This window comes from Larkinella terrae, from assembly GCF_009668025.1.
GTDB lineage: Bacteria > Bacteroidota > Bacteroidia > Cytophagales > Spirosomataceae > Larkinella > Larkinella terrae.
In genome coordinates this window covers 181,697-200,396 of record NZ_WJXZ01000012.1, presented here as the reverse complement: position 1 = coordinate 200,396, position 18,700 = coordinate 181,697, and the positions used below count along the sequence as shown (strand labels likewise).

At 52.9% G+C, this 18,700-nt stretch carries 17 protein-coding genes; 10 read left to right on the top strand and 7 right to left on the bottom strand.

Going from position 1 to position 18,700, the window contains the following annotated elements; genetic code table 11:
• Positions 1-96 precede the first annotated feature (96 nt).
• Positions 97-1,473 carry a Gfo/Idh/MocA family protein gene (locus GJJ30_RS19265; RefSeq protein WP_154176809.1) on the bottom strand — a complete coding sequence of 459 codons (1,377 nt, stop codon included), beginning with the start codon at positions 1,471-1,473 and terminating at the stop codon, positions 97-99.
• Positions 1,474-1,702: 229 nt separating this feature from the next.
• Between GJJ30_RS19265 and GJJ30_RS19260 the strand changes: the two genes are divergently transcribed.
• From GJJ30_RS19260 to GJJ30_RS19250, 3 genes are all read left to right on the top strand, one after another.
• Positions 1,703-2,725 (top strand): LacI family DNA-binding transcriptional regulator, encoded by a 1,023-nt coding sequence (locus tag GJJ30_RS19260; RefSeq protein ID WP_154176808.1) that lies wholly within the window; start codon positions 1,703-1,705, stop codon positions 2,723-2,725.
• An 84-nt stretch (positions 2,726-2,809) separates the two neighbouring features.
• On the top strand, positions 2,810-3,340 hold the full coding sequence (locus GJJ30_RS19255) for a DUF6265 family protein (protein ID WP_229313253.1): 531 nt from the start codon (positions 2,810-2,812) through the stop codon (positions 3,338-3,340).
• A gap of 85 nt (positions 3,341-3,425) precedes the next feature.
• Entirely contained in the window at positions 3,426-4,559 is a 1,134-nt protein-coding gene (locus GJJ30_RS19250; protein ID WP_154176807.1) for an MBL fold metallo-hydrolase, read from the top strand.
• A gap of 1 nt (position 4,560) precedes the next feature.
• Here the strand turns inward: GJJ30_RS19250 and GJJ30_RS19245 are convergent, their stop codons facing one another.
• The gene (locus GJJ30_RS19245) at positions 4,561-5,910 is read right to left on the bottom strand and encodes a neutral/alkaline non-lysosomal ceramidase N-terminal domain-containing protein (protein WP_154176806.1); all 1,350 of its coding nucleotides are present in this window, start codon (positions 5,908-5,910) and stop codon (positions 4,561-4,563) included.
• A gap of 202 nt (positions 5,911-6,112) precedes the next feature.
• On the opposite strand from GJJ30_RS19245, the gene GJJ30_RS19240 reads away from it, so the two are divergent.
• The 5 genes from GJJ30_RS19240 to murI are packed head-to-tail and all read left to right on the top strand — an operon-like array spanning position 6,113 to position 9,995.
• Positions 6,113-6,928 carry an MlaE family ABC transporter permease gene (locus GJJ30_RS19240; RefSeq protein WP_154176805.1) on the top strand — a complete coding sequence of 272 codons (816 nt, stop codon included), beginning with the start codon at positions 6,113-6,115 and terminating at the stop codon, positions 6,926-6,928.
• Between the two features lie 3 nt (positions 6,929-6,931).
• Positions 6,932-7,708 (top strand): ABC transporter ATP-binding protein, encoded by a 777-nt coding sequence (locus GJJ30_RS19235; RefSeq protein WP_154176804.1) that lies wholly within the window; start codon positions 6,932-6,934, stop codon positions 7,706-7,708.
• A gap of 51 nt (positions 7,709-7,759) precedes the next feature.
• Positions 7,760-8,806, top strand: coding sequence for an MlaD family protein (locus tag GJJ30_RS19230; protein WP_154176803.1), 1,047 nt, complete (start codon positions 7,760-7,762; stop codon positions 8,804-8,806).
• Between the two features lie 45 nt (positions 8,807-8,851).
• On the top strand, positions 8,852-9,157 hold the full coding sequence (locus GJJ30_RS19225; RefSeq protein ID WP_154176802.1) for a DUF1330 domain-containing protein: 306 nt from the start codon (positions 8,852-8,854) through the stop codon (positions 9,155-9,157).
• A gap of 1 nt (position 9,158) precedes the next feature.
• Positions 9,159-9,995: a glutamate racemase gene (gene murI, locus GJJ30_RS19220; protein WP_310588333.1), complete on the top strand. Its 837-nt coding sequence runs from the start codon at positions 9,159-9,161 to the stop codon at positions 9,993-9,995.
• Between the two features lie 83 nt (positions 9,996-10,078).
• On the opposite strand, the gene GJJ30_RS19215 is transcribed toward murI, so the two are convergent.
• Entirely contained in the window at positions 10,079-11,992 is a 1,914-nt protein-coding gene (locus GJJ30_RS19215) for an LTA synthase family protein (protein ID WP_154176801.1), read from the bottom strand.
• Between the two features lie 70 nt (positions 11,993-12,062).
• Between GJJ30_RS19215 and GJJ30_RS19210 the strand changes: the two genes are divergently transcribed.
• On the top strand, positions 12,063-12,914 hold the full coding sequence (locus GJJ30_RS19210; RefSeq protein WP_154176800.1) for a pirin family protein: 852 nt from the start codon (positions 12,063-12,065) through the stop codon (positions 12,912-12,914).
• Here GJJ30_RS19210 and GJJ30_RS19205 read toward each other — a convergent pair.
• Positions 12,907-14,019 (bottom strand): hypothetical protein, encoded by a 1,113-nt coding sequence (locus GJJ30_RS19205; RefSeq protein WP_154176799.1) that lies wholly within the window; start codon positions 14,017-14,019, stop codon positions 12,907-12,909. The genes GJJ30_RS19210 and GJJ30_RS19205 overlap by 8 nt on opposite strands.
• A gap of 792 nt (positions 14,020-14,811) precedes the next feature.
• Here GJJ30_RS19205 and GJJ30_RS19200 point away from each other — a divergent pair.
• A complete protein-coding gene (locus GJJ30_RS19200) occupies positions 14,812-15,336 on the top strand; it encodes a hypothetical protein (protein WP_154176798.1) in 525 nt (174 codons plus the stop codon).
• A 33-nt stretch (positions 15,337-15,369) separates the two neighbouring features.
• On the opposite strand, the gene tatC is transcribed toward GJJ30_RS19200, so the two are convergent.
• From tatC to GJJ30_RS19185, 3 genes are all read right to left on the bottom strand, one after another.
• Positions 15,370-16,245 (bottom strand): twin-arginine translocase subunit TatC, encoded by an 876-nt coding sequence (tatC, locus tag GJJ30_RS19195; protein WP_154176797.1) that lies wholly within the window; start codon positions 16,243-16,245, stop codon positions 15,370-15,372.
• 120 nt (positions 16,246-16,365) lie between these two features.
• Complete coding sequence (glyA, locus tag GJJ30_RS19190) at positions 16,366-17,658, bottom strand: serine hydroxymethyltransferase (RefSeq protein WP_154176796.1); 1,293 nt, start codon at positions 17,656-17,658, stop codon at positions 16,366-16,368.
• A 151-nt stretch (positions 17,659-17,809) separates the two neighbouring features.
• A complete protein-coding gene (locus tag GJJ30_RS19185) occupies positions 17,810-18,625 on the bottom strand; it encodes a helix-turn-helix domain-containing protein (protein WP_154176795.1) in 816 nt (271 codons plus the stop codon).
• Between the last annotated feature and the right edge of the window lie 75 nt (positions 18,626-18,700).

Sequence of the window (18,700 nt, the reverse complement as noted above, 5' to 3'; positions counted from 1 at the left end):
GGGGATTAAGTGAAGGCAAAGAAAGGGTGGCCGTCTCAGAACCAGACGGTTCTGAGACGGTAGGGACTACCCGGTCGGGTTGTTGAGTAAATCGAATTAATAAATCTCGTTCAGGCCGAAAATGGGGCGGTTTGTCTTCCATTTGCCCCGCGTGAAATCCGGGATTTCAATCGGTTTGCTGCCCTGCGCAATAGACTGTTCCGACAGTGGGCTGATGGCGCTCCAGGCGGCTGCATCGTAGACGTCGATCGGTGGCGCGGTTTGGGCTTTGATGGATTCGATGAAAGCCCGCATCACGAAGAAATCAATACCGCCGTGGCCACCACTCTGAGCGGTTGGGCCGTGTTGTTTCCAAAGCGGATGGTCGTATTTTTCCTGATACGAATTGAACGGTTCCCACTGGTGCGGTTTCGGGCTTGTTCCTTCCAGGTAAATCGTTTTGCCGTCGTCCATCCAGATACCCTGCGTTCCCTGCGCCCGAAAACCGAGTGAGTACGGCCGGGGCGAGTTCGTATCGTGCATGATGACGATGTTTTCACCGTTGGCACACTGCACCATTGTCGTGACGACGTCGCCCAGTTTGAAGTTTACCTTGGCATTGGGGTGATCTTTTCCGCCTTTGTCGACCACGTATTTATGCAGTCCGCGCGACTGCGTTGCCATCGACGTCAGGTGCGTGAAGCGGTTTCCCCGGTTGATGTTCAGCCAGTGGGCCACGGGACCGAGGCCGTGGGTCGGATACAAATCGCCGTTCCGATCGACGGAATGTTGTGTCCGCCACTTGGCCTCGGAATAGCCTTTGGCACCAAATTCGGCTCCAACGCCACCGATGGATTTGCCGTCGTTGAACTTGATATTCCGCAAATCGTGCTGATACCCGCAGTGCGCGTACAGCATTTCGCCAAACATGCCCTGCCGGATCATGTTCAAAACCGCCAGCACGTCGCGCCGGTAGCAGACGTTTTCCAGAATCATGCAGTGCGACCCGGTTTTCTCGAACGTGTTCACCAGATCCCAGGATTCTTTCAGCGTTACGGTCGCCGAAACTTCCACCCCGGCATATTTCCCCGCTTTCATCGTAGCAACCGCCATCGGAACGTGCCACTCCCAGGGCGTCGCGATCACGACGCCGTCGATGTCGTCGCGTTTGAGCATATTCACAAAATCTTCCCCGCCTTTGGTGTAAGCGACCGGCGTTTTTTTACCACTTTTTTCGATCATGGCGTTGGTCCGGCTGATGGCTTCCGGGTCTGGATCACAAATGGCCGTAATGACCACATCATCGCGCAGGAGCGCCTGGCGAACGTGACTGCGCCCCCGCGAGCCGACACCAATAAAAGCCAGCCGAACCTGCGACAAAGCCGACGGTTTTGAAGCAGCTACAGCCGATTCGAATAACGAAGGAATAAATGGGGCGGTCGCCGTGCTGAGGGCAGCGGTACGCAGGAAATTTCGGCGTGAAGAGGTTGGCATGGCTTAAGATGGGGTTGCCTTTTGTGAAGGAATTTGAGTTAGTTGATGACGAAAATTGAAGAAAAGGTAACAATTGATCAACCAAAATCGGGAACCGATAAACCTGATTCTGACGGTTTTGATTTGCGCAAACGTTTGTTCTGAGGTGTGCAAACGTTTGTGCAAAACCGAAGAAAATTTCGGGATAATGGATAAAAAGAGTAAATTGTAAGGCAGACTGCGAATCAACATGAAAGATGTTGTTACAATTAAAGAGATTGCCCGTCAGTTAAATGTATCGCCATCTACGGTATCCAGGGCTTTACAAAACCATCCGCGCATCAGTTCCCATACCCGCGAGGCCGTTCATGCACTGGCCAATCAGTTGAAATACCTGCCCAGTACGACAGCCCGCAATCTCCAGCGGGGCCGAACGGGCGTGATCGGCATGGTGTTGCCGGAAATCCGGGAGAACTTTTTTTCGGAGGTCATCAATGGCGTGGAAGAACTGGCGTTCGAGCACCAGGTTACGGTGGCGCTGTATCAATCACACGACCGGTTTGATCGGGAAAAGCAGATTCTGACGGTTTTGGCTTCCAATCGGGTCGATGGGGTGTTGTTGTCGGTTGCCAAAGAAACGCAGCAGATTCACCACATTCAGGAACTATTGGATCGCCAGATTCCGCTGGTGCTTTTCGACCGCATTCCACCCCATATTGCCGCGCATCAGGTGGAGTGTAACATGGAAAAAGGCGCGTACGAAGCTACCAAATGGCTGGCCCGGCGCGGTCACCGGCGCATCGCACTGCTGAACGGCCCGCACGCGCTGATCGCCAGCGAGGAACGGTATCGGGGTTACATCACGGCCTTGGTGGAAGAAGGTTTACCCGTTGAAAATGCCCTGATCAAGCGCAGCGACCTCACCACGCAGGAAACCGCCCTGAAAATGAATCAGCTTTTGTCATCGGCAACCCGGCCGGACGCCGTGCTGACGTTCAATGATTACGTGGCACTGGATGCCATGCAGGTTTGCCGCAGTTACGGGCTGGTTGTCAATCAGGATATTTCCTTTGTCAGTTTTGCCAACCTGCCGCTGAATATGTATCTGGAACATCCCCCATTGGCTTCCGTTGAACAGCATCCCTACCAAATCGGATTTATGGCAGCTGAAATTCTGCTTAATGTGATCAACGGGGTTATTGCGCCGACGGATTTGCAAAAAGTGATCCTCGAACCGGAATTAATTGTACGACAGCAGGATGCCATTTCGTAAATCTCCCGGCTTTTTCAAAACGACGAATCGTTGCCGCTCGTCAGCGGGATTTTAGTATCTTGCCGATCCATAAACCTATTCCCCATGAACCGATTTAAGACTCTCCGTTTCGGAAAGCTGCGCGATTCCGCTCCTTTTTCCATTCTTATTGCTCTCTATTTATTGGTAAACCTGGCGGGTCACGCCCAATCCAAAGGCTCGCTCACCGATGTTAGTTTTATGGAAGGCCGCTGGAAAGGAACCTTTAACGGCGGTCCGATCGATGCCGCCTGGGCCGCTCCGCAGGGCGACAACCTGGCCGGTTTTATGCGCATGATGAAGGACGGTAAAGTGACGATGTACGAACTGCTCATCTTTGAACAAACCGAAAAAGGCCCCATTGTATTGGTGAAACATTTCAAACCGGGCCTGATCGGGTCGGAAGAAAAAGACGTCTCGGACCGGTATTCGTTCATTGAAGCCAAAAAGAACCAGGCACTGTTTGAAAAATCGGACGGTTCCATCCGAATTATTTACGAAAAACGGTCGGACAACCAGCTGGTCATTCAGCGCGGCAATCAGAAAGACGGTAAATGGGTTTTCGCTGATCTGTTCGTGTTTGACCGGGTGAAGTAAGTCATTGGTGGAACTACACAAAGGGCCCGGCGTGTTGCAGACGGGAAGCCCGTTTATCGGGCGACAACCCACCCCGTTTGCACGAATGAAAAAATTCCTGAAAAGAATGGCCCTCGTAATCGTTTCGCTGATCGTACTCCTTGTCATTGCCGCTGTTGCGTTTGTGAACCTGTCTCCGCAATTCGGCGAAACACCGACCGGCGAGCGGCTGAAACGCATTCAGAATTCACCCAATTTTAAAGACGGAACCTTCCAGAACCTGGTGCCGACGAGCCTCAATATGTCGGCGGGTAAAATGGTGTCGGCCACCTGGAAAATGCTCACCGGCGTGCCGGGCGCCGAGCCGACTGATACCATCAAAACTGTACCCTTCGATGTCAAACTGTTTGAGGGCAACGGCGGACCGGAGCAGGTTGCCATCGGTTGGTTTGGGCATTCGACGCTGCTGATCCGGATTCAGGGGAAAACCCTGCTGACCGACCCGGTTTTCAGCGAACGGGCGTCCTTTGCGTCGTTCTCGGGCCCCAAGCGGTTTCCGTTCGATCACTACATGGACGTGGATGAGTTGCCGCACGTCGACGCCGTCGTGCTGTCGCACGACCATTATGATCACCTGGATTACGGAACGTTCACGCGATTAAAAGGAAAAGTCGACCGGTTTTTTGTGCCGCTGGGCGTTGGCGCTCACCTGGAAAAGTGGGGCATTGCGCCGAGTCAGATTACGGAACTCGACTGGCACGAATCCGCGAAATTCGACGATCTGACGCTGGTTTGCGCCCCCGCCCGGCATTTCTCCGGTCGCGGATTGACCAATCGAAACGGCACGCTGTGGTGTTCGTGGGCGTTGCTGGGAACGCAGAAGCGGGTGTACTACGGCGGAGATACCGGTTATTATCCCGGCCTGAAAATGGTCGGCGAGAAATACGGCCCGTTCGATATTGCGCTGCTGGAGTGTGGCGCTTACAACGAAGACTGGATCGATATTCACATGATGCCCGAACAAACCGCTCAGGCTCAACTGGATGTGAAAGCCGATCTGCTGATTCCGATTCACTGGGGAAAATTCAATCTGGCGCTGCACACCTGGCGCGACCCAATCCAGCGGCTTATGAAAAAATCGGCGGCGCTGGGGACCAAAATTGCCACGCCCCGGATTGGCGAAGTAACGGTTTTGGGATCGGACATTCCGACTGCGCACTGGTGGGAAACCATGCCGTAACCTACATCCGGTCCAGCAACCCTTTCATCATTTCCACAAAATACGCGCCGTTTTCCGGCCCGAACCAGTTCATCGTCAGCGTTTCGTACGCTTCCTTGTGGTAGTATTTGTCGGGCGTAATGTAACCGACGTACCCGCCGTTAAAACTCGTTACCATGAGATTCAACCCTTTCCGGTCGGCCTGCTGCCGGAGTTCGGCGACCAGTTCTCCCGAAAAATCGCAGGGCGTTCCGAGCAAAACCGTCCGGCCAATGCGCAACGCCTTCAGGTCGGAAGGATAATCGCCGTAAACGGTATGAAAGAACCAGCCGCGCACCCGCCAGTCGTCGGTGACGCGGGCCTGCGGTTCGCGAAGTTGCAGCGGCAACGTCAGCAGTTCGAGCGTACTGTCCGGTTTGGTTTTCAGTTTGGGCAAGGTGGGCGAAATCCGCGCCGTCAGCGTATCGGCATACGTTCGGATGGTCGCAAACTCATCTTTACCGGGTTTGGTTTTCGAGCCGGTGCTACCGACCGATCCGGCCATGAAAGCCACAAAACCGCCCGATTGTTTTTCCAGCCGATCGACCAGTGCGCCCGGATAATCCCGACTTAAATACTGGTAATCAGCGGCCCGGAAAATCGTCGCGTGTCCCCCAAACGTGCAGAGCAGCGCCGATTCGCCGGTATTTTTTTTGAGCTTCAGAAGCCGGATTTCACCGTCGACTTTCCCTTCATCGTTCATGCGGTTATAAACCAGATCGGGCGCGTCGATTTCGGAAAAACCAACTTCCACCGGTGCCAACTGCTTCTCGGCCAGTACGATGGATTTCAAAACCGCATCGGTAATGTGATCGACAACCCGCTGATCAAAATCGCCCGCAAACAGTTCGCCAACCAGCCCCGGAGCCCAGCCGCCCAGCGTGTTGTGGCTGTGAATAGCGCCCGTGAACACATTCTCCCACCGAAAACCGATTTCCGGTAATCTTTTTTTGAGTTGTTCTGTTACCGTGGGGGGCGTAATCAGCAAATCGAGCGCAATAACAGCCACTTTGGTGTTACCATTGTTCAAAACAAAAGTTCGAACGTAAATGGAGTCGCTGACGGTGGTCCAGTGTTTGCCTTTTCGGGCGCCATAACCGCCGGTGGGCGTCGTGAACGAGGGCGTCAGATTGACTTTGGCCCAACCCGCCCGCAACCCGGCCGTTGGATTGGGCGGAGGAGCCAGGTCGAGCAGTTGCTGCCGCGTGTAGTGGTAATAGTCGGTTTTTCGGTACGGCTGATCATCGACCGGAGCCAGGCTAACGGCCAGAAAAAGGAGAATGGCTGCGATCAGTCCCAGCACTATTTTGAAGGCGATACGGAGGAATTTCATGATTTTTCGTTGACCAAAACTAACAAAATCTAACCTTGTATCGTCAAATCAAGTTAATAGTATTAGTTTATCGTTTACGGTTTAGCGTATATGGTTTGCGGATTTAAGGTATCGTTCTGATTATGAGTTTAGTACGATTGAAACTGTAAATGGTAAATTAAAAAACGTATGCCCATTTTGCCTGATACCATTCATTTTTATAATGCAAGCCAGCTCGACTTCTTCATCTACTGAAACGACCGAAAAACCGGTCATTTCCCGGCGGCTCGACCGCATTTTTCTGGCCCTCAGCGACGTTGCGTCGTTTGTCGCGCAGTTTTTCAAAGAAGTTTTTATGCCGCCCTACGAATGGAAGGAAATCGTCCGGCAATGTTACGAAGTGGGGGTGCGCTCCCTGCCGCTGATTTCGCTGACCGGTTTTATCACGGGCATCGTTTTCACCAACCAGTCGCGGCCGTCGCTGGCGACGTTCGGGGCCACGTCCTGGTTGCCGTCGCTGATTTCCATTGCGCTGGTTCGGGCGCTGGCCCCACTCGTTACGGCCCTGATTGCGTCGGGCCGGGTGGGTTCCAACATCGGCGCGGAGCTGGGTTCCATGCGCGTCACGGAGCAGATCGAGGCCATGGAAGTTTCGGGCACCAACCCGTTCAAATTTCTGGTGGTGTCGCGCGTCATTGCCACCACGTTCATGATTCCGACGCTTGCCATGTTCTTCGTTTTTCTGGGCGTCCTGGGTTCTTACGTGAACGTAGCTCAGAACGAAAAAACCAGCTTCATGTCCTTCATCGAGACGTTTTTCAGCTCGATCACCTTTCTGGATATTAATTCAACCGTCATTAAATCGATTATTTTCGGGTTTACGATTGGCATTGTCGGCTGTTATAAAGGCTATAATTCGTCGAAAGGAACCGAAGGGGTCGGCAAGGCGGCCAATGCGTCCGTGGTGACCTCCATGTTTCTGGTTTTTATCGAAGAACTTCTCTTCCTCCAAGTCATAAATGCCATTCGCGCTGCCTAACGTATGAATCCGAAAAAACCGGTCAAAGGCCCGAAAGAAGCCGTTATCACCATCCGCGACCTGAAAATATCGTTTGGCGATCTGCACGTATTGCGGGGCGTCGATCTGGATCTGTATCAGGGTGAAAACCTGGTGGTTTTAGGCCGTTCGGGAACGGGAAAGTCCGTTCTGATTAAGATTATTGCCGGTTTGCTGGAGCCGGATCAGGGTTCGGTTACGGTGCTGGGCGAAGACGTTCGTCAACTGAATAAGCGGGAACTGGACGCTCTGCGGCTGAAACTGGGCTTTTCGTTTCAGAACAGCGCCCTGTACGACAGCATGACCGTTCGCGAGAATCTGGAGTTTCCGCTGATTCGCAACGTCCGGAACCTGAGTCGCGCCGACATCGACAAAGCCGTTGAGGAAGCCCTGGCCGACGTAGGACTCAGCCAGACCATCAACCAGATGCCGTCGGAGCTGTCGGGCGGGCAGCGAAAGCGGATCGGAATTGCCCGAACGCTGATTCTGAAACCGGAAATTATGCTCTACGATGAGCCAACGGCCGGGCTGGACCCGATCACGTCCAATGAAATCAACCACCTGATCAACGAAGTTCAGGAGCGCCATAATACGTCTTCGATCATCATTACCCACGATTTGACCTGCGCCAAAACCGTCGGCGACCGCATTGCAATGTTGCTCGACGGGCGGTTTGAACGGCAGGGCACATTCGACGAAGTTTTCGAAGATTCGAACGATGAGCGCGCAAAACAGTTCTATGAGTACAACTTTGTAAATTAAGGATTTAGCTAACCAATAGATCAGAAATCCATACCTCAAAATAGCCATTAAATGAAAGCTGCTGAAAATAAACGAGCCATAACCGTCGGTATTTTTGTCTTTATTGGCATTGTCATTCTGGTTACCGGAATCATGGTGCTGGGCGGACAACAGAAACGGTTTGTGAAAAGCATCCGGGTAAACGCCATTTTCGATAATGTAGGCGGATTACAGGCCGGAGCAAATGTCTGGTTTTCCGGCGTGAAAATCGGGACTGTTCGCAAGATCCAGTTCTACGGCAACTCGCAGGTCGAAGTCACCATGAACATCGAAGAGTCGGTGCAGCAGTATATCCGCAAGGATGCTCTGGCGGCCCTGAGCACCGACGGGTTAATCGGTAATAAAATCGTGGAAATCGTTGGGGGAAGTGTGCAGGCTGCCACCGTGGAAGACGGCGATATTCTGCACGCCAAAGCGGCTTTAAATACCGACGAAATCATGGCGACTTTGCAGAAAAATAACAACAACCTGCTCCGGGTGACCACCGACGCCAAAAATATTCTGGACGAAGTATTGAAAGGAAAAGGCGTTGCGGGGGCGGTTTTGCGGGATTCGACGCTGGCCGATCGCTTCAAAAATACCGTTGCCAATTTGCAGGCGGCTTCGAGCGGGGCGGCTCAGGCAACGAAATCGCTGACTCAAATTTCGAGTTCATTGAATCAGTATGCGGGCAAACTGAACACCAAAGGAACGCTGGCAAACGACCTGGTGTCCGACACGGTTATTTTCCACGACTTGCGCGTGTCATCGGCGCGGTTGCGGCAGGTATCGAGCACGGCGGTTGATGCCACCGAAAACATTAAAAAGGCGAGCGACAAGCTCAACAGCAGCGATAACGCCATTGGCATTCTGCTCAACGACCAGGCCGTGAACAAAAACCTGAAAAATACGATCCGGAACGTGGAAAGCAGCAGCTACAAGCTCGACGAAAACCTGGAAGCCCTGCAGCACAACTTCCTGCTGCGCGGTTTTTTCCGTCGCCGGGCCAAAGAGCAGGCCAAACAAAAAGAAGCGGCCACCACGGCAACGGCTACCACCGACACCAGCGTGCAGAAGTAACGGGATCAATCCCTATCTTTGCGCCCGGATTTTGACGGACGTACCATGTTGTATTTCACGCAGATTTTATTTGTAAATGAAGGGCAGGAAGCGGTTTTTCACTCGTTTGAAGATCGCGTTTTGCCCCTTTTGCAACGCCATCGGGGCGAATTACTGTACCGGGTTCGCCCGCTCAAACCGGCGGTAGTGGCCACGGCTATGGGGTATCCGTACGAAGTCCATCTGGTTACTTTTCCGACGATGGCGGATTTTGAAGCGTATCGCGACGATCCGGAGCGGCTACAGCATATGCCCCTGAAAAACCAGTCCATCGCTAAGGTATTGTTGATCAAGGGCGAACAGCTATCCTGACGTGAACAGCGGGAAGAATAGTTACCAGCCCATTGGCGTCTTCGATTCCGGTTATGGCGGTCTGACGGTTTTGAAATCGATTGTCCGGCAATTGCCGCAGTATGATTACGTCTATCTGGGCGACAACGCCCGCACGCCCTACGGAACGCGTTCGTTCGACACGGTTTATCATTACACCCTGGAGTGCGTTCAGCACCTGTTCGCGATGGGTTGCCGGTTGGTCGTGCTGGCCTGTAACACGGCTTCTGCCAAGGCCTTACGCAATATTCAGCAACTCGATTTGCACCGCATTGCGCCCGATCGCCGGGTTTTAGGCGTCATCCGGCCCACGACGGAAGTGATTGGAAATTACTCCAAAACCGGTCATATCGGGATTCTGGCCACGCGCGGAACCGTGACCTCGGAATCGTACGTGGTCGAAATCGAAAAGTTTTTCCCGAACCTGAACGTATACCAGGAAGCGTGTCCGATGTGGGTGCCGCTGGTCGAAAATGGCGAACACACGGACCCCGGGGCGGATTATTTCGTCCAAAAACACCTCGACCGGCTGCTGAATCAGTCGCCGGAGATCGATACGGTTTTGCTGGCCTGCACGCATTATCCGCTGCTGCTGCCCAAAATCCGGCAATTCCTCCCCGGCAATCGCACCATTCTGGGGCAGGGCGAGATTGTCGCCAACAGTCTGGAGGATTACCTCCATCGCCATCCTGAAATCGACGCTCAGTGTAGCAAAGGCCAGAGCTTGAAATTTTACACGACTGATTCGGCGGAAGAATTTGAGCAGAAAGCCGGTTTATTCTGGGGCGATCCGGTGCGGGCGGAGCGGTTGGCGTTGTAAGGGATGAGTATCAAAACCGCCTTAGCAAATAACTACTCTACTCATTTTCCGCTTGTTACAAAAATTACGTTCCAAAGGAACGATCACCGGAACGCGAGCGGTTTTTCACCGGCATTCGGGTCCAGAAACCGGTTGTCGATCAGGCCATTCCGGTAGGCTTGCAGCGTGGCTTGCAGGCGCTGCTGGAGTTGCTGCCGACGGGCTTCATCCCGGATCGGCTGATAGGTTCGGGAATCGTAAAGAACGCCGGTGCCATCGAGCGGCATTTCCAGGTAAATATCTTTTTCGACCAGCCGAAACCGCCCGGCCGCATACTGAACGGCTTCGCCGGGTTCGGTATCAAAAACCGATTGCCCAAACGGCAACACCGGTTTTTCATTTAGATTGAGGTAATGCAGAACCGAAGGCATCAGGTCCGTATGCTGACAAATCCGGTCGGTGTCCGTTTGCTGCTTAAGCGCCTGAACAACCTGAGGATCAGCGTGGAAAAGCATGATGGGTACGCGATAGGCCCCCAGCGGATTGGCATAACTCGTTTCGGTGGTTTCCTGCGTATGATCGGCGGTGATGACAAACAAGGTTTGCCGGAACCACGGCTGTTGTTGGGCGGTTTTGAAAAATTCCCGCAGCGCATAATCCGCATACCCAATACTTTCGTGAACTTCCAATTTGCCCTTCGGAAAGCGGTTTTTGTGTTGAGCCGGAAATGTGTAGGGCATATGCGAACTGAGCGTAAAAAGCACCGCGCCGAACGGCTGTTTCGACTGGCTCAGTTGTTGGGAAACATATTGTAAATAAGGCTCGTCGAAAATGCCCCAGTTGCCGTCAAAATCCCGTTCCCGGAGTGAATCCGGGTATTCGTTCAGGCCGTAATAGTTTTGAAAGCCAGCCTGTTGTGAAAAACCTTCGAAGCCCATCGAGCCGTTGCGGGCCGCGTGGAAAAAGTGGGTTTGATACCCGTGCCGATGCAGCAGCGTACCGAGCCCCGAAAACCGGTTCGATTGGTAGGTCGAGGTAATAAAAGGCTCGTCCATGAGCTGCGGAATGGACGCTGTAATGGCCGGAACCGCCATGATCGACTCCCGGCCGTTGGCAAAACCGTTGGTAAAAAAAACGCTTTGCCGTGCCAGCGAATCCAGAAAAGGCGTGTAGCCGCGGTACGGATTGCCGTAGCCCATATACTCTTTCGCAAAACTTTCGAGAATAATCACAACGACGTTCTGCGGAGGCTGAGCGGGCAATTGAAGCGGGGCTGGCGACGGATGACAGATGAGCGACCAGGCGGTTTTCTGATCGGCAAAAAACGCGAGCCGTTTGGTACCGACTGCGTCGATGGAAGTCAAAAAAGTAAAGGACGAATTCAGCGTAAGATTGCCTAAACCCGCGTCGTTCTGGCGGAAAGCCTGATTGGCGCGCAACGGTTTTTCCTGAAAACCGCCCCGAAAGAGGATAATGCTCAAGCCCAGCGCGGACGCCAGCCCGACCCAGCCCGGCCACGTCGCCACGCGATTCGACGGTTCGAGCGGTTTCTGGTTGGGGTAAAACCGGACCAGACCGTACGTTATTCCCGCAAAAATGAGCAGTAAATACCAGAAATGAATAACCAGCGAAGGTAGTTGATCGGTGATGTCGCCCCCCAGTTCCAGGAGGCTGATGATCGTCCGGCGGCCCGTAAACGGGTAATATTCGGCATCGATCAGATTCAACAGCAACAGCGGCAGGTTGACCGCCAGATACACCGTTTTCAGCATGCGTTGCCAGACCGTTGTGGCCACCCAGCGGAGCGGCAGGAGCGAAAGGAGCGTGAAGAAAATGTTGCTGAGGGCAATGATCGACCAATCGAAGCGGATGCCAAGCAGAAACGACCGGCCAATTTCCTGAAACGAAGCCTGTTGAAAGGCATCACGGTTAAAATACCAGAAAACGAACCGGCAAACCGTATAGGCAAGCCACAGCAGCCCGAGCCGTTGAAGCCACAGGCTATAGCATTTTTTCATGAATTTATAGAGGTGTCGCAATAATCAGTAAAGGTAGCAAAAGTAGATGGATACTAACTACTTTTACAGTATGCGAACGATTCAGACTGTTATCAAGCCGCAGGGCCAGCAATTGGGGCCGCTGACGATGTACCAGCCGTTGCCCGCCAATGGCGTCGACCAACTCGATCCTTTTTTGCTGCTGCACCACCACGGCCCAACCCGGTTTTCGGCCCACAACAGCGGTTTACCTTTTGGGCCACACCCGCACCGGGGCTTCGAAACCGTGACGTTTATTTACCAGGGCGACGTGCAGCACCGCGATAGCAGCGGTTTTGCCAGCACCATCGAAGGCGGAGGCATTCAATGGATGACCACCGGCAGTGGGCTGGTGCATTCGGAAAGTTCGTCGGAGGCATTTCAGGAGCAGGGCGGCATGGTCGAGCTCATCCAGCTCTGGACCAACCTGCCAGCCCGGTTGAAGATGGTAAAACCGCATTACGTCGGTTTGCAGAAAAACGCGATTCCGGAGGTGGCACTGGCGGACGGAAAAGGAACGGTGGCCGTTACGTCCGGCGTCTGGAACGACGTTGTCGGGCCGGTTCAGCCGGTTTACGATGTGGAGCTGGCGAATGTTTCGCTGTCGGCGGGTGGTTCGTTTACGCGCCGGATCGAGGCTCCGCGCACGATTCTGTTTTATCTGTTAAATGGCGCAATTGTCGTCAACGGTCAGGAAATCAGCGGCCGGTCGCTGGTGATTTTTGAAAATGACGGCGATGAAATCGACGTTCGCGCCACCGACGATTCCCGGATTCTGCTGGGCTCGGCCGTACCGATTAACGAACCGGTGGTGTCGTACGGGCCGTTTGTGATGAACACCCAACAGGAAATCCGGCAGGCCATTTCCGACTATCAAAGCGGGCGGATGGGCCACCTCAGTTGATTTTCAAAACCGTATAAGCCGCCTGATTGGGCTGGCGGGTTTTCGTGCCCACTTTCGTAGCGGTGCGGTCGTCGTCGTGAATGACCAGCAAATGATTGGCGTCGACGAACGTCAGATCTTCGGCTTTGTGATTGAAATGAACCGGCTGGCCAGCCGCGTCGCGGACGACGGTAAACGGGCGGTTGTTCAGAACGGCGTCTGGCGTGGCCGTCCAGAGGTAGGCGTCGAGTTGGCCATTGATTTCGATGGAGGTCAGGAGCCAGAACAGCTTGCGGTTTCGGTCGTATTCAATGCTCGACAAGGCCAGCGGTTTGGGAAGATCGGGGACCGTCGAAGGGTCGAAATCAGCCACCACCCGCCAGTTGTTGCGCAACGCCAGGCGCTCACCGTTGGCGGTTTTTTCCACGAAAAACGGCACGGTTACAATCCGAACCCTGTAGTCGAACCTGTCGTATTTTTCGCCTTCTTCCCGAATTCCGAGCAGCAGCAGCGAATCCATCACGGCCAGCCCTTCCACCTTGAAATACGGCATTCCGTTGGGATAGGCCGGGCGGTTTTGCGATAAGACTTTGCTGAGTTGTTCGCGGAGTGCCACGGAATTTTTCGCGTCGGGTTGCGGAGCCAGCACCTGCGGATTGGCTTCCTGGCCCTTTTTCCAGTACAAAATCGTGTTGTAACTATCCCAGTCCGTCGAACCCGGTTTGACGCGGTCGAACGCCGTGGTCAGGAAAACATAATCGCCGTTGGTGGCAAAATCTTCGTATTTGCGGGTGGTCCGAAAGGTTTCCGCGAGCAGGGGCGTGGGCCGGACGGTGGTATCGGCCAGGGTTTTCCAGGGCTTCGTAAACACCGGGCTCAATCCGGCGGGCATGTCCTTGTCGTTGGCGACGAAAACCGTACCGTTATCGAACAAAACCGACGAGGCTTCGCACCAGACCGGGTTGCCGTCGGGCATTTTCGTGCCGAAATCGCAGCAGGAAAGCAGGTTTTCGGTTTCAACCGAAGCCGTCAGAACCGAAGCGGTTTTTCCGGTTGCGTTCCGACCGGTTTTACATTCGGTCAATAAAAACAGCGCCAGCAGGCTGAGCAAAGCATATTTTTTCATCGGGCCAAATATACTATCGAAACGGATAGTAAAGAATGGACTTTTGTCTTCCCGAAAAGGAAGAAGCGCTTTTCTGACTCCGGTTGACGGGATGCCATAAAAACCGGGTTCTCCTTTCTATTCCGGCAGACTTGAGGCTGTAGAAGGCACTGGAAGGGAAGCATGTGCGCAAAAAATAAAGTATTCCCCGTAAAATAACCAACTGCAACACTTTTTCGACATCTTGCGTACTTTCAAGTAATAGATAAAAAGGTTAGAATTACATGCCCCGGTGCTTTCCGGGGTTTTGTTTTTCAGGAAGTTGCAAGCGTTGCCGCTGATTTACTCAACGTTATTCTCTTTTACTGATTTTTTGTAAGACGTCTTTTAATTCGTCATATTCCGGTCCATCAATGTAGGCCGCTATTTTTCCGGCCCGGTCAATAACGATGAAGGACGGAATGGACATCACCTGAAATTTGCCATTAAAACCGTATGAATCGGGAATTTTAAATAATGCTACGGCAAATACACGGTTTTTATCGACCCCGTCAACTATTTCAAGATCCTTTTCTTTACCGTCTACAAAATTTAATTCCGGTTTTTCCGTTGTAGGAGTGCCGCCTGAAGGGAATGGGTAGTTACCACTTAAGTACCTTTTTACACGCTTCAGTTTATGGTTTTCCCAATTGAGTATTTTAACGATTGGATTCTCCTGAATTGGTTACCACTTTTGTATCGTCGCGACGGATGGACCCAATGGCCTCTCTTTCGAACAGTAAACAACAATAAGCGAGTAACGACCAAGAAGTTGTGAAGAAAAAAATACTCTATTCGGTCTTATGCCTCCTCACGACAGCCACCTCCGGCTTTGCGCAGATCGACCGGAAAATTAACGTGATGCTCAATATGGGGCTCGGTGTGCAAACCTACGCCGTCGGCGGATTGTGCAACGGAGCGTCTTTTGAACTGGGTTTTACCGATAAAATCAGCGCGGGCGGTTATTTCGATTACGCTCTGTTTGGCACCAAGTCCGGCGATCACCGCTGGAAAGCCCAGTTTGTCAATTATGGTATCCGGGGTTCCTACCACCTGGCGAGTGCGCTGGGCGTCGGAACGACGAAATTAGATCCGTATGCGGGTCTATCGGTGGGAACGCGAACGATCATCCGCCGGGAACGGCTCGACCAGAATCCGTATGCAAAGCTCCACGCCCGCGGTTTTTTTCCGGGGGTGCATATCGGTGGTTTTTACCATTTCAGCAAGCATATCGGCGGTTTTGCCGAACTAGGCTGGGGCATTGCCATCCTCCGAATGGGGATTACCGGCAAGTTTTAAAATAAAAAAGGGGCAACTGAATGCCCCCGTTTATTAGTCTTCGTAACCGTCGGTTTTCATCAACGCCTGTTCCTCTTTCAGCCGCTGCCGCTGAACGTAGCCGGAAACCCAGATACTGACTTCATAGAGCAAAACCAGCGGAATAGCCACCAGAATCTGGCTGTACACATCCGGCGAAGGAGTGATCACGGCTGCTACCACCAGAATGACGACCAGCGCATGACGGCGGTATTCGCGCATGAATTTGGGCGTCAGAATGCCCACTTTTGAAAGCACAAACGCCACAATCGGCATCTGAAACGTCAGGGCACAACCGAGCGTCAGCGTAGCCAGCGTGGAGATATACGACGTAATATCGAATTCGTTCACAATGCTCGGATCAAGCTGGTAGTTTGCCAGGAAGTTGATGGCCAGCGGAGAAACGATGTAATACCCGAAAAGCACACCCAGCATGAAAAGCGTGGTGACGTAAAAAACCGCCCCCCGTGCGGCCCGGCGCTCGGAGATTTTCAGACCCGGCATAATGAACCGCCAGAGCTCCCAGAAGGCATAAGGAAACGCAAACAGTAAACCGACCATCAGCGATGACGTCAGGGCCGTGGTAAATTGCCCGGCCATCTCGCGGCTTTGCAGGGTAAAATTCAGTTTTTCGATGCACAAATCCGCAAAACCGGTTTTTTTCGACAGCTCGCACATCATGCGATAGGTCCAGAAATCCGTTTTGGAAGGCGCCAGAATAACGGAATCGTAAATTTCCCGGATAAAAATAAAGGCGAGTATCGCAAATATGGCAATCGAGCCAATGGCCCGGACAATGTGCCACCGAAGCTCCTCTAAATGCTCAAGAAAGGTCATTTCACCTTCCTCCACCTCGTTCTCGCTATCAAATTCCTGGTCTATGGGCTTCATTTAAATTTTTAATGAGTGATTGAGTGGTTGAGTGATTGACGGGGCCGCCAGTTCTTTGCTTCCTGCGAAACTATTCACCGCACGGGCGGCCCCGTCATTCACTCAATCACTCAATCGCAATTAACTATAAAGTGGAAACGCTTTCATCCAGGAGTTGATCTCTTCTTTCACTGCCTGAAGTTTAGCTTCGTTATCGTGATTCATCAGAACTTCGTCGATATATACGACAATTTGTTCCATATCGGATTCTTTCATGCCGCGCGTGGTGACGGCCGCCGTACCAACCCGCATCCCGGAGGTTACCATCGGCGATTTGTCGTCGAACGGAACCATGTTTTTGTTGATCGTAATATCGGCTTTGATCAGCGTGTTTTCGGCCAGTTTACCCGAAAGACCTTTTGAGCGCAAGTCGATCAGCATCAGGTGGTTATCGGTTCCGCCGGAAATGATCTGGTAGCCTTTCGATACGAAAGCGGCCGCCATCGCCTGGGCGTTGCGCTGAATCTGGTTGGCGTAATCCCCGAAATCGTCCGACAAAGCCTCGCCAAATGCAACGGCTTTGGCCGCAATAATATGTTCCAGCGGACCGCCCTGCGTACCCGGGAACACACCCGAATCCAGCAGCGACGACATCAGCCGCAGTTCACCTTTTGGCGTTTTGATGCCAAATGGGTTTTCAAAATCATTCCGCAGCATGATCATACCACCCCGGGGACCGCGCAGCGTTTTGTGCGTCGTCGTGGTCACAATGTGGCAATGATCCATCGGATCGTTCAGCAACCCTTTGGCAATCAGACCCGCCGGGTGCGAAATGTCGGCCAGCAGCAGGGCACCTACCGAGTCCGCAATGGCGCGCAGCCGGGCGTAATCCCAGTCGCGGCTGTAGGCCGAAGCGCCACAGATCAACAGTTTTGGCCGTTCGCGCTGGGCGGTTTCTTCTACTTTATCGTAATTGATCACCCCGGTTTCCTGTTCGACACCGTAAAAAGTCGGCCGAAAATATTTTCCGGAAATATTCACCGCCGAACCGTGCGTCAGGTGACCGCCGTGCGACAGATCAAAACCCAGAATCGTATCACCCGGTTTCAGACAGGCCACAAAAACCGCCGTGTTGGCTTGCGCACCCGAATGCGGCTGCACGTTGGCCCACGAAGCGCCGAACAATTCTTTCACGCGGTCGATGGCAATCTGTTCGATTTCGTCAACGATTTCGCAGCCGCCGTAATACCGTTTGCCAGGCAGGCCTTCGGCGTATTTGTTCGTCAATACGGTTCCGGCCGCTTCCAGTACCTGTTTGGAAACGAAGTTTTCGGAAGCGATCAGTTCCAGACCAGATTCCTGGCGGTGTTGTTCTTTGGCGATTAGCTCAAATACCTGTGTGTCACGGGTAATAGAGGTGGCTGTAGTCGACATAATTAGCGATTAGCTTGTACGTACCTACGGACTAAAGTCCGTATTTATTTTTTAATAATGATACTGACGAATCTTCCGGACTAAACGGGGCCGCCCGTGCGGTCCATAGATACAACAAAAGTACGGAGAAAAACAGCATTCTGGTTGTCTTCTACTTATTATGTTGCAGCGACTGGTATTTCAGCGGTGTCGTGCCGTTGTGCAGTTTAAATTGGCGGTGAAAATGCGAGATATTATTAAAACCGCATTCCAGCCCTACCTGGCTGATGCTGAGGTCCGACTGCACCAGCAATTTGCGGGCGTGACTGATTCTCAGCTCGTTCAGGTATTCGATAAATGATTTGCGGGTTCGTTTCCGGAAATACCGGCAAAAAGCTGCCGGTGCCATTCCGGCTACCGACGCCATGTCGTCGACCCGGATTTCTTCCCGGAAATGCGCCAGCATAAAATCCAGCACCCGCTTCATCCGCTCGGTTTCGGCTTCGCTGGCTTTCAGCTCGTAATTATCGCTCGCCAGCATGACCGCATTCGGGTCGTCGGCCAGTTGCTGAAGCAGGTAGAGCAACCGCAGCAGCCGTTCCAGACCGTCGCAGTGCAGCAGGCCTTCCAGGGCGGTTTTTACCCCGGCCACTTTGTCGCACCCGAAATGCAAACCGTAGCGGGCGCGGTTCAGTAATGCTGTCAAAGGTTGTGTTTCAGGCAATTGAGGTAAAAAGGTGTCGCCTAGAGACTGCGCAAACTGCACGACAATGGCCTCGGCTTTCTGCTTCGAGTCTGGTTGGTAGTACTCATCGTCGTTGCGCCAGAAGTGGGGCAATCCGGGGCCTAATAACACCAGATCCCCGGCGTCGAAGGGTTCGACGTGGTCGCCGACAAACCGTTTGCCGTGACTGCTGACGATATACGTCAATTCGTACTCGGGATGAAAATGCCAGGGAGCATCGAAAAACGGTAACTCAATGTGCATCACTCTTAGAGAATTGTGATCTCCAAGTTCAATTTTTTCAAACAATGCTTTCACAACATGCAGTATTTTTACTCT